This window comes from Anabaena sp. UHCC 0399, from assembly GCF_034931465.1.
Lineage (GTDB): Bacteria > Cyanobacteriota > Cyanobacteriia > Cyanobacteriales > Nostocaceae > Trichormus > Trichormus minutissimus.
The window spans coordinates 122,151-134,669 of the sequence record NZ_JAYGGZ010000007.1 but is presented as its reverse complement, the minus strand read 5'-3'; the positions used below and the strand labels follow the sequence as shown (position 1 = coordinate 134,669).

Here is a 12,519-nt window from a genome sequence, read left to right as displayed (position 1 = left end):
AGTTTTCGTTCAGATTGAAGATACTAAATTTTACAAAAAAATGACATTAATTAGCCTAAATTAGGATATATTTTATCTGGCTTAAGACTTTCCAGAGCCAAAGGAATTTTCTGGACAGGAATCGATACTACTTCCATCATCATCTTCGCTAAAGACTTTGTGTCTACATAGGCAAACTGATATGTATTTTCTAAAGTTCCTTCCATAGCAATGGAACAACCTAATTTACTAAAATGTTGTAGTAATTCAGAAAAGTTGAGCTTGTCGCTACTAACTCCAATGTAATGAACACCTTCACCCTGTTTATCAAGTAATTCATGATATATACTTGAACCATCCAAGGGCTGGACAATTTCCAATAAGGTATTGCCAACATACGCGACTGCTATTTGCACAGATAAATTGACTTTTTTTCCGCGCAGTTTAGTTTGTGAAAGCCTTGGTTCTTGGAGATGATATATTTTCCAAGGACCAATCCCTAGAATTTCAACATAATTACGTAGGGTTTTATCAAGGTCATAAGTTAAAATTCCAATCTTAAATATTTGATTGATAAAACTATTGGATAATGAGCTATTAATATTAGTATTTCCCTCTGGAATCCAATAGTCTGGTTTTGTAATACTAATACCATTTTTTAATGATAATAAAGGTGGTAACTTTAACATTTCAAACGTTACCTTTGCCATAACTTTGGTATCGAAGTACACAAATTTTGGAATCAATAAGTTTGACAAAAAACGAGGGATAGAAGAGAGGCTAAGAAAGCCGATCTGAACTGGAATGTTGAGCATACCTTCTTGAATAACGCAGCAATCAAGTTTAGCTAATTGTTTAATGGACTTATCTAAACTGAGATTACCAGTATCAAGAAGGATGTGTTCAACACCTTCACCATTAGTTTGGAGATACTGGCTATAAAGAGTAGTTCCTTCTAAAGGTTCAATAACCTCTAACTGAATGTTACCAATCCAAGCAATAGCTACCTTCATTGTCCAATGAACTTCTTTTCCATAAACTTTAGTATTAAAAAGCCTTGGAGGCTTATGATACCAACACTTAAAAGGACCAATTCCCAGGTATTTAGAAAGTTTATGAATAGTCTCATCAAAATTGTTTGTTACTATACATACCTGATTAATTTTTGAAAATAACCGATTTAAAATTGCTGGAGCTTTCTTATTGATTTGCATCATAATTTACCTGTTTTTTTGAGCCTATATTTTCAAAAGATTATTCTCATGAATTCCAATTTACATCTCATATTTTGCAATATTATCAATAACTGTAAGCTGGGCAATACCAGCATTATGAAAAACTAGATTTCATAATGCTAAAAGCATTGCCCATTCGACAAAAATGGGCTGGTACAAGATGTCAGGTTACAACCATGAAAACAATAACTACTATCAGCCGATATAGCTGGTTATTTTCAACACTGTGCTATTTCATCTTGTTTCATTTTTAACTTATATTATGCAATTGGATATCTCAATTACAAGTCATATGCAACGGCATCTAGTAAAGCCCAAATCTCGCTAGAATGGTTGTAAATTCATCAATTCAATTTCTAGGTATTTACTTATACTTTTTCATGGTTTTGCTATTCGTATTTACACTTGTAAACCCTGATTTACCTTAATCTAAGATTCGCATTTATTTAAGTTTGCTTTTAAAGAAGCAAAATGTTTTCCTCCTAGTTCAATTTGACCTTCTGCACACCCAGCTTTTAATCTTTCGAGTAAATAGTCCATATTACTGGCTATAAAATTTGTGCCATGATCTGGTTCTATTAGTCCAACTAAATCTATAGCTTTCCTAGAATTTTTAGGTAAACTAGAAATACCTAAAAAATTGAACACCCCAGATTCATAAGTCCCACAAGGTACAGAAGGATTGTTAACTCCAACGCAGTATTCATTATTTGCAAACCATTCAAATGCTGGGTAGCCGTGAAAATGCACAATTGGCGCACCATTTTTAATCAACTCTGGTGTATATAAAGCAGCAGATAAAGTAATAGCAAGCATGACATAAATATCATAAGAAGGTTTAATATCCACCACCTCTGATTGAATACCTTCTGGTAGTTCTAGCAATAACCTTTCTTTCAAACCAATGCGGATAATATCACTTGCAAGATTTAAATCTGTTTTATTTGCACCTGAGCGAGAACTTACCAACCAAATATCAGGAATTTGCTTAAATAAATATTCTTCGCCAATTTTGATTTTAAGATAACGTCTATTATTTTCATTCTGTCGGATTTCATCACTACTAAACCCCTCTATAGGTAAAAGACTTTCCCATTCAATTGCTGTTATTTCTGTTGCTCCTACATATTGTGGAGGTTCAGCATAGGCGACAAAGCCATAAGAAACACCTGTTCTGCCTTTGACTATGACATTGACAATATCTCGATGAGATTTTCTTTTAATTACGTCGTCTAGCTTAAAACCAGATGGAAATAAACCTGTTGATGCTAGTTGTTGTCCTAGTTTTACTAAGTTTGCAGCATAAATAGATTGTTGAGGATTGTATTTTCCTCGTTCAAATCGGCTCAGTAAAAGTGGGGTAATTGGGACAAAAACTTTAGGAATTAGTGATTTCAAAACAAACTCTTTCATCTCATTTTTTGAAAAAATAGAGTCAGAAAGGTTCATATTTAATATGGAAATTTTATCATTTGAGACTCCAATAACGATTTCTGAAAATGTCCTGACTAAAGTTTTTAACCCAATATTTATCTTTTGTTTATATGATATAGCAGGGTTAATAAAATTATTGTCTATTTCAGTAATAATTATTACTTGTGTATTGGTAGGGTCTTCCACATATTTTGCTGCGTGTTCCTCTGCCCAACTGCTCAACTTAGCGATTTTTATCACAGGAATTGTGCGATTTTTTAAAATTACTTGAGAGTAAAATTTATAAAAATTCTCTGCTACCAAAATACCTAACTTTCTGAACAAGGAAGGAGGATTTTCTACATCAATAACTGCATTAACTGCTGTTTTAACTCCTCTCAATTTGAAAGTTTTCTTTTGATTAATTACAGGAATAGATATATCATAAGCAAATTCTTGTGTAGCTTCTTCCCAAGGTAAAATTTTAACTCCATAATTTTTGAGTATCTTTTCCAATTCCTGACGAAATTTTAATACCTCTTGTTTTTTGTACTTAGCAGGTAAGGGTTTAAATGTCACTATCAGCCTTTGAGCCATAACTTTTGCATCAATGATTGGTGGCTGATAATCTTCACTTGATTTATCAAAAAAACCTCCAATTAAACATCCAATAGTGTGCAAACTTAATCCTTGAGTTAAAGGTATATATGCAGATTTTGTAGCAACATTGATTTCCCGTACAAAAGCTAGAATTTCTGATTTTTTTGCAATCAATGTTTCTTGAATTTCCGGTGTGATTACTCCTTTGGGAGAACGAATATTTAGTTTGTCGTTATCAACCCACAGATGAACACCCTGTTGACTGAGACTTGCTACCAATTCTGATGCGTTCATATTTGCAAAATCTCCTCAAATTTTCAAGTTAAACGAATTTTCAGTATTAGACTTATCCGAAAATTAGGTTTTTACCCTTGCTGTACAAGGCTTTGATACTCATTTACGGATATGTCTATTTGATATCTTGCACCAGTTATTTAATCTTACTTTTTGTAGGGTGGAAAAAGCTTTTAGTGTCATAAAATGCCTATTTTACGTTGCTGGTATTGTCCACCTTACGGTTATTAATAATGGTGCAATATATTTAAATTTGAAAAATTTCTGATTCTGAACTTGCCAATTCTTCCTCTAACCTTTCAGCCAGCAATTGAATAGTGGGGTAATGCCACAGCAGCATAGGCGAAATATTAAATCCCAATAGTTTTTCTGCTTTCTTCAGCAGAATAATTGCTTGTACAGAATCCAAACCATAGCTATCTAAAGGCTCATTAATATCTATTTCATCAGACTGAATTGCCATTTGTGCAGCAATATTAGACACTAGCCACAGTTGAATATCTTCTGCTGTGTAATCTAGTTTATTCGTTGTACTACTAGGTATATACTGACTCATGAATGTACCTTTCAAACAAAACTAATTAGCTAATAGAAACAGCATTTAAATTAAGCTTGAAATTCTTGCCTATGTCTGTATAAGAATATTTAGACTGACATGAATATTAGATAAAAAGCTTAATTATTGTTTAACTGGGTAATAATCTCTTGCTTGAATATCAAGCAAGCAAGGATTATACTGGGAATGAGAAACATTCAAAATGTAGCTGATAAAATTATTTACCAGAGATTCCATTGTTTCTTCACTAATAGAAGGACGAGAACAGACAAAATTTAATAACATCTTTCCTTGAAAAGTTGATGTATGAATAATGAAGACTCCTCCATATAAAGCATGAGTACCAGCAAAACTGATTTCTTCTAGCTCTAATTCTCCATAAACTTTGGGTATGTTTACTTTACCAACATTGGAAACAGATACTGTAGCAGCTACTTGTTTAGGATAGATAAAGCAAAAGTCTAGAAGGTATTTAGCAATTAATATCATTTTAAAGATATTACCTTGCTTGATATTAACGTCTAAATTTTGTTTTACTTTTCGTGCAACTTGCCAAAAAGATGTGGTTTTATTTATGCTATATAACCCCATGTTAGATGTAGCTAAAACAGCCATATTTTCATCAGAAATAGCAGGTTTAATGTGCTTTCTTAAATCAAGGTATGTCAAGCAACTTAGGCGAAGATTTTTTTTATTATCCTTAATTAATTTTTGTGCAACTGCAAACATCATGGCAGCACATAAAGCACTATTTACCGTTGTATTTTCTTGCCGACAACAATTTATTAACTGTTGTGTTAACTGTGGATTAAGTTGTCTGTGAACAATATGGCTATAACGTTGTCTAATAGGTACGTATTTTTCAAATCGTAATGTTTCTGGTCGATACCAAATTTTCTGAAAAGCTACATTCAATAAGAAGATTAAGCTACTTATCTTCCCTTTTAAACCCTGCTTTGATTGGGGTATTAGTTTCTCTATTGCCGGGAGAGGAGTTAAATTGATCAACGGCTGGATTGCTTCCCCAATAGAGATTTTTTGATAGTAAGTTAAGATTTCTGAGTGAAGTTGAATACATGATAACGCATCTGCGATCGCATGATGTGCTGTTGTTATTAAAAAACTGGCTCTGGTATCACTTAAAACATGGACTAGAACTACTCTTAGCAGATATTTGCTACTAGGTATTGCATGATTCATTTCTTCATTGAATACTTCGGTCCATTGTTCACAATTTACAATTGTAACAACTCGCAAAGGTATTTTATGAGTTCCTTTGGTTTGGAATGCAAGCTTATTCTTTAAGCTCACTATCCGTGAGTTAAGCCTAGGGTGACGACATTGAATAATGTGTATAGTTGATCTCAGTATATCTTCGTCAAAACACCCCTTAATCCGACTAATAGTTACTACATTCCACGTTTTAGCACGAGCATTTAAAACTTCCATTGCTTGCTCAAGCTGCCCCAAATTTCTGTCGTAACTCATATTAATTTAGCTCCTACAAGCATCAGATTTAATTTTTGAGATACACACAGACTTTGTTCACCCTGCCTTACTACATTAATGAAAATTTTTCACATATTATTTAGGATTCCTAAAGAAAATTAATCCTGATTGGAAGTCTGTTGGTGAACCTAGACAAATTCTAAACTTTCATCTCTGACGGAAAGTATTGACTATAGTTATTTGGCATTTGTAGCCCTTGAAACTTTAGACTCTGAATGCGGTATAAAAAAGCAGCACCTGTCATAATATGGTGAGCAACATCAACTACTTTTCGATTGCTTGGCACTTCTAAATATGAGCCTCTTACCCAATCATTGAAGCTACCCATTGCTGGTCCACACCAAATTTGATAATCCATTTCTCGACCTGGTTCACCAGAATTAGACCAACGAGATGATAGACCGAGATACCAGCGAAAAATCAAAGCCATCTTTAATTTAGGGTTATTGCTTGCTTGGGCAAGTTTCACAGGGTTACGTTGGGAAAGATAAGCTACTGTCTCTTGCCAAACTGCATCTAAACTCTTTTGGAAAACTTGTTTTTCTAACTTATCTCTTTCAACTAATGGAATGTCTTCAATTGATTCATAGCTTTTGTATAAATCAAACAGTTTTTGGGCGCGTAAAGGAAAGAAAGTCCCTCTTTTGAGAACTTGAACTTTTACGCCCATTTCAAACATATCTGCGGCAGGAGTCATCATCACATCAGCCATTTCAGCTTGCGCTAACAATTGCTTAGTGTGTTGAGAAGTACCAGCTTCAATACAAGATTGGTTAATAGAACCAGTCACAACATAACCAGCCCCCATCATAAAAGCTGCTAGTGCTGACTGTGGAGTTGCAATTCCTCCCCCTGCGCCAATTCTGACTGGTTGCTCATAATCATATTTGCGTTGAATATTATCTCTCAATTCCACAATGGAAGATAATAAACAAACCAGAGGACGATTATCTGTATGTCCACCAGAATCTGCTTCAACAGTGACATCATCAGCAACTGGGACTTTTTCGGCAAGATTGGCTTGTAATTCGCTAATTAGACCTTGCTCTACTAATTGCTTGAGAATTTTTGTCGGAGCAGGTTGCAAAAATTTAGTTGCTACTTCTCTCCTAGAAATTTTGGCGATAACTTTATTATTGATGGCGATTTGATTGACTGAATTTAAACTTAGTCCAGCCGCTCGGTAGTAAACAATGTTTTCAGTCAAATCTAAAAAAGCCGATGCTTCTATTGTTCTTACCTGATATTGGAGATACAAATCAACAACTCTGCGTTCAATAGCCGGTTCACTGGGACTGTGGAGTAAGTTAAAAGCGTAAGGCCCTTGGGGTAGAGCTTGTTGAATGCGGTTAATAGCAGTTTCAACACGAGCAGGAGCTAATCCACCCGCACCAAAAGAACTCAAAATGCCTTCCTTTCCAAATGCAATCACTAGTTCTTCTGAAGCAATCCCATGAGCCATTGCACCAGCAGTATAAGCATACTTCACATTGTGAAAACTCAAGAAATTTGGATCACCTAGTTGTTGACTAGTAAGAGGTGGAGCAGCTATTAGTAGTTCTATTTCTTCTGTTTTACCATTATTGGAGTCACTCCAATAACCGTCATTGCTGACACCTATTTTTTCTTTGATTCTAACAATATAACATGGTTTCTGTAAATTTAGCAGTTTTGATTGTATGCCTATTTCATCAAAAGCTAAGGTATCTAAAGAACCTTGCCAAACTTGGTTTTTACTATCAACACTGTTGATTATCCTCAATAGATTGTGATAGTGTTTTGGTGAATTATTTGTGACAACCATGCTTTTACTCCTCGCATTGAAATAGCTTGTGTGATAAAGATATTTGTTGCTGAATAATAGTGCTAATCTGTTTTAGATATTCCTGTCTAGCCTGCAAGAAAGTAGCATGAGATTTAGTCATGCTATCAACGTTTTGCTTAAGTTTTTGATAGTAAAGATTACGTAGATTCAGTAAAGAATTTTTATCAGCAAATTCGTCTGTATTTAAGCCATGATTTACGGAATTTGAAACATCTTTTATTGCTGTTATGAATAGTTCTTCGTGTTGTGCATGATCATCGATTTCCAAATCGCGATGGGCTATGCCCCACCGTAGGCGATGGTCTTCGCCCGACCGGAGGTCATCTCGTTCCAATAAGCCAAGAGATTGACTACCATTTGTCTGATAATTTTGGTTTTGCATATCTTCAGAAACCACGTTAAATTTTAAGTTCGTTTGTACAGATTCAATACTGTTGTGATTTACAGCAAAATTAACTTGTTCAGCCTGCCTAGATATCAGTAATTTATCCTGCTGTTGAGGAGCAGTATTAATTAGCAAGGGGGAAAACTTATGTTCGATAATGGGCTGATTTTTGACCTTAAAGGATGTGTTGCTAGTTTTATAATTATCTAAATTCAGAGTAGAATATAGCGGTGATAAATCCAGATTCACTCGATGGCTGAAGAGCTTGGCTAACGCCCTTAAAATAGAAGTATGAGAGTCCATACCTCTGCGATTGAGAGAAACTGCAAGATGTGATTTATGCTTAAGAGTTTCACCAATCCATCTTGAACAGTTGCTACCAACACCTACTTCAATAAATATTTTGCTGCCATCATTGTAGACACTATTAATTAACTTGGGAAAGTCTAAATTTTCACATAGAGTTTTAGCAATATTGTGACCAATAGACTGACTGTTAAGAGTAATGGGTGCGTATTTTGCGGCAGAATAAAAAATAGTATTGGGTACGTTTTGAACCGCTAAAGAGTTGATTTTAACGAGTTCATCGTACTCAGAGTGCATTGGCTGGCAATGAATCACATGGTTAATGGGAGTATGGTGAGCATGACAATTTAGAGCTTGAATTACTCTCTGACAAGCTTCTGTCTCTCCTGCAATTACTGCCTCATCTGGTGTATTAATCAAAGTCAAATAAACACGATTTTCATGTTTAATAGCTTCTTGAATACGTGCTACTGGACATAAAAGTACATAGTTACTCCAAAATGTTTGGTCTTGGTAATCATCTGGCATTAAGGGCATACCCCAATATTCACGCACTGCATTCTTAGGGCCAGATAGCCGATTTTTAAACAGAGGAGAGGTATTTAAACCTTCACTACTTTGATTGAATTCATTCCAGATACCTTGCGCAAACATCATGCTATTTTCACCCAGGCTATAGCCAAAGACAGACCGGGGTTGCAGTTGGAAATAATTCCTCAAAATACTCGTCATTAGTCCAGCAATACCGACTTCAGATTCGAGCATAGTTATGGGATCATCGATTAATTCTTGTTCGAGGATTTCTAGTTGCTTTTTAGCAAGTTTTTTCAAGCTTCTGGGATAGAAAAGTTTTTCTATATTGACGACACGATTGTAAATACCCCTGATGGCAGGATCATCATAAATATTAGGAAATAAGCGAAAGAGATCGCGAGCCATTCCTATATAAGAATTGAATGAACCAGGGTAAACAAAACTAACTTGACTTTGTTCACCTAATGGTTGGGCTGTAAAGTAACTACCTAGAGGAGTTAGCCAGTCTTTACCTGTCTCGAAAGCAACAGTAACACCCTGAATTGCTCGTTGAATTTCTCGTGTTATTTCATCTTGATTCCGTCCGAGAATGGCTAGAGCATAAGTAGACTGCTGACGCTGTTGATAAGCTGTAAAAGTGAGACTGGCGGCTGATGCTAAGGAAGAACAATTTTCGATAGTTTGTTGAAGAGTATGGATTTGCTCTAATAAAGTTGCTTGATCATCAGCAGCGATCGCAAACATATAATAAGGCATTTGCTCTAAATATTTGCTGCTGTAAGTCGTTTGACTCATTTCCTCTGACAAAATTAAATGAGCATAACTCCCATCCATCTCCATGCCGTTAATAGCTGCTATCCTTCTGGTAGCTCCTGTTTCTAAAAACCAAGGTTTCGATTCAGTAGCCACATAAAATGGGCTATCCTGCCAAACCTCTGGCATTTTGGGACTATTCCACTGAGGAACTGCGGGAATGTAGCGGTGATACAAACAGAGTGCTGTTTTAACTAAACTAACTATTCCTGATGCGGCGTAGGTATGGCCGATATTGGCTTTAACACTACCTATTGCACAACTGAGACTGGCTTCACCTGTCTGATAGGCTTGGAGTAAACCCTGAATTTCTGACTCATCTTGTTGGGGAATACCACTACCCACAACTTCTAAATAGTTGATGTCTGTGGGTTGAATATTTGCTAAACAAAAAGCCTTTTGACAAGCTAGTGTTACAGCTTCAGCATCTGGGGTAGGAGGAACTGAGTAAATTTTGAATTTTGCATCTTCTATCAGGCTGAGAGCATCAATCACTGCATAGATGCGATTGTTATCTTGTTTTGCTGTTTCGTGGAGTTTCAACACCACAGCAGCAGCACCTTCTCCTATCATCCAGCCATTGACATTTTGATCGTAACTAAGAGTATTTATGCCTGTATTGACTTTTGCTGTTTCATCTCGGAGCGCAACACTAGAAATACCTTCTAGCAAATCGACTGCACCCACTAAAACAGCATCTACTTCTTGAATTGTGAGGAGTTTTTGGGCAATTTCTAAAGCTTTGAAAACAGAATTTTGTTCAGCCGTGAGTGTGAATGTAGGGCCAGTAAAATTGCCCAGTTTGGCAATATAGTCAGCAATTTTATTTTCTAGATAAATCGGATATTCACTACCTTTAGTAGTTTCTAATTGCTCATTGCTTTGCAGTGGAGGCAGAGCAAGTGCGTTGGAAGTAGTTATCACTACTGCGATTCTGCTCCCTTGAGATAAACCTGCATCTTTAAGGGCATTATCAGCTACCTTGAGCATCAAAAGTTCATGAGAAGGGAAATTATCTACATCTTTTGGGGGTATTTGTAAGCTGAAAGTATCAATTTCAGACTCTTGAATATATGCACCTAATGTGGAAAATTTTTCTTCCCATTTTTGAGTCGGGACGGGAATAAAGTGTTGTTTCCCTTCATAAATACTACGTTCAAAATCATCCAAATCTTTGCAGTTACCACCCAAATGGCAGTCCATGCCCACAATTGCTACTTTAGGAATGTTATTTTGGGTAAATTCTGGCATTACCTAGCTCCTAATACTGTTGGTTAGCATCTATTTTTAGGTACAAGTATCTGTTAAACTTTAACTAATTCTTTGGGTAAGATAGTTCCTTTAGAACCAAGCATTTGAGAATATATTTTTCCCTGGGAATCATGTGCTATGACATCGCCTATTACAGCTGATTCTGTTTTTGATTTTATTTCACAGGAAATGTAAAATTTTTCGTCGAATGGTATAGGTGCAAATTGTGTAAAATTCTGAATCTCTGAAGGCAAACAAGCTAGTTGATAAAAATGCTGTGTCCATATCCATAAGGGATGAATTTGAACGTCTACAATATAAGGATTGAATGTTTGTACTGGAAATTGTCCTTGTTTCTTTGCTTCCACATCAGCTAAAAGACATTCTATAGTGATCTTTTCAGGGCTAATATTGAACACCTTTTTAATGCCTTGAAAAGCAGCACCATGAAATAAGCTTGATGTGTCGGTTTGATAAAATGATTGACCAGAATTTGGATGAGTTAGCTCCTGGTTAAAAAAATCATAATTCGGAGCTAAGAGAATTTTTCGCTTTAGCTTGATACAAGCACTGAAATGATAACGAATTTTACCACAATTATCACTCCAGATTCTAGCTTTAAACTCAATTTCATTGGGGTCAGATTTATTAATTTCTTCTAAATCTAAAATGTATTCATTTGCCTGTTTTCCATCTAAGATAATTCCCTTCAAAACTTTAAAGTTGAGGCAATTAAAGAATTGATAGCCTGGATATAGTTGTTCACAGCTATTAGCAATCCATGAAAAGGCACAGGTAGCTGGTAAAACTGGATTACCGGCAATTACATGATCTTGTAAAAAAGGATTTGCTGCTAATTTTAACTGTCGGTGGATACGATAGGTTTTCAACTGAGGATCTAAGGCTTCTGGTGTATAAGTGAGGGGGCTACCAATTACTACTTGTACAGTGTTGTGGTTTGTGGGTGCGAGTTCATCAACTAGCATTTGTGTGCCAATGTCAATGGGAATTGTGTGAATATTCCGTTCAGCAAAGGCTTTCTTTAACTCTGGTGATACCATCCCACTGTCCCAAGGCCCCCAATTAATGGCGACGACATGACAACTGGGATGGTTGAGTTTAACAAGATGGGCTGATTTGTTGAGAATTTCATTAGCGATCGCATAATCAGCCTGTCCTACATTGCCATAAAACCCAACCACAGAGGAAAATAAGATTAAATCATGCAGTTGGTTAGGTGGTACGCACCGCAGTAAGTTTGCTAAACCTTTGACTTTAGCAGCATAAACAGTCTCAAAATCCTGAACTGTTTTTTTCTCAATCCGCTTATCTGCAAGATTTCCAGCCCCATGAATAATTCCTGTAACTGCTCCTAGACGCTCAACTGCACCAGTTATCTGTTCTGATAAAGCGATCGCATCAGTGACATCCACACTCAAATACTCGGCTTTTCCACCTGTCTCCTCAATCGCCTTGAGAGTTGTGGTAATTGCTCTCTGAGATGAAATCGCTTGGAACTTTTTCTGCACCATCGCCGGTGTCGGCTTTTCTCCTTGGGCTTGGAAATACTCCATAATCCGCTTTTTCAATTCCGCCTCATTCCCGCAACCCTCAGCCCACACAGGTTCAGGTTCTGGGGTAGAACGACCGAGAAGAATAAATTTGCATTGATAACGCTGTGCTAGTTTGATGACGCACTCAGCAGTTATCCCTTTTGCACCACCACTGACAAGAAAAACGGAATTATTATCAATCATTGTTCACTCGCTGAAATAGGTCGCCATAAATATTTTTTGGAGGGAAGAGGGCAGAGCTTAAT

Annotated in this window: 7 protein-coding genes; all 7 read right to left on the bottom strand. The window is 36.2% G+C overall.

Annotation, left to right across the window (positions count from 1 at the left end; all coding sequences use genetic code 11):
• Positions 1 to 50 precede the first annotated feature (50 nt).
• Complete coding sequence (locus VB693_RS06115) at positions 51 to 1,196, bottom strand: VOC family protein (RefSeq protein WP_323265468.1); 1,146 nt, start codon at positions 1,194 to 1,196, stop codon at positions 51 to 53.
• A 447-nt stretch (positions 1,197 to 1,643) separates the two neighbouring features.
• Complete coding sequence (locus tag VB693_RS06110; RefSeq protein ID WP_323265467.1) at positions 1,644 to 3,521, bottom strand: hypothetical protein; 1,878 nt, start codon at positions 3,519 to 3,521, stop codon at positions 1,644 to 1,646.
• Between the two features lie 247 nt (positions 3,522 to 3,768).
• Complete coding sequence (locus tag VB693_RS06105; RefSeq protein ID WP_323265466.1) at positions 3,769 to 4,077, bottom strand: acyl carrier protein; 309 nt, start codon at positions 4,075 to 4,077, stop codon at positions 3,769 to 3,771.
• A gap of 123 nt (positions 4,078 to 4,200) precedes the next feature.
• Entirely contained in the window at positions 4,201 to 5,565 is a 1,365-nt protein-coding gene (locus VB693_RS06100; RefSeq protein WP_323265465.1) for a phthiocerol/phthiodiolone dimycocerosyl transferase family protein, read from the bottom strand.
• A gap of 160 nt (positions 5,566 to 5,725) precedes the next feature.
• Positions 5,726 to 7,390 (bottom strand): PfaD family polyunsaturated fatty acid/polyketide biosynthesis protein, encoded by a 1,665-nt coding sequence (locus tag VB693_RS06095; RefSeq protein ID WP_323265464.1) that lies wholly within the window; start codon positions 7,388 to 7,390, stop codon positions 5,726 to 5,728.
• Positions 7,391 to 7,394: 4 nt separating this feature from the next.
• Positions 7,395 to 10,700, bottom strand: a complete 3,306-nt coding sequence (locus VB693_RS06090; protein WP_323265463.1) for a type I polyketide synthase — start codon at positions 10,698 to 10,700, stop codon at positions 7,395 to 7,397.
• A gap of 53 nt (positions 10,701 to 10,753) precedes the next feature.
• Positions 10,754 to 12,457 (bottom strand): SDR family NAD(P)-dependent oxidoreductase, encoded by a 1,704-nt coding sequence (locus tag VB693_RS06085; RefSeq protein WP_323265462.1) that lies wholly within the window; start codon positions 12,455 to 12,457, stop codon positions 10,754 to 10,756.
• Between the last annotated feature and the right edge of the window lie 62 nt (positions 12,458 to 12,519).

Coding starts and splice junctions, on each gene's coding strand:
- VB693_RS06115 (WP_323265468.1), bottom strand. CDS start 1,196: ATGATGCAAATCAATAAGAAAGCTCCAGCAATTTTAAATCGGTTATTT.
- VB693_RS06105 (WP_323265466.1), bottom strand. CDS start 4,077: ATGAGTCAGTATATACCTAGTAGTACAACGAATAAACTAGATTACACA.
- VB693_RS06095 (WP_323265464.1), bottom strand. CDS start 7,390: ATGGTTGTCACAAATAATTCACCAAAACACTATCACAATCTATTGAGG.
- VB693_RS06090 (WP_323265463.1), bottom strand. CDS start 10,700: ATGCCAGAATTTACCCAAAATAACATTCCTAAAGTAGCAATTGTGGGC.
- VB693_RS06110 (WP_323265467.1), bottom strand. CDS start 3,521: ATGAACGCATCAGAATTGGTAGCAAGTCTCAGTCAACAGGGTGTTCAT.
- VB693_RS06085 (WP_323265462.1), bottom strand. CDS start 12,457: ATGATTGATAATAATTCCGTTTTTCTTGTCAGTGGTGGTGCAAAAGGG.
- VB693_RS06100 (WP_323265465.1), bottom strand. CDS start 5,565: ATGAGTTACGACAGAAATTTGGGGCAGCTTGAGCAAGCAATGGAAGTT.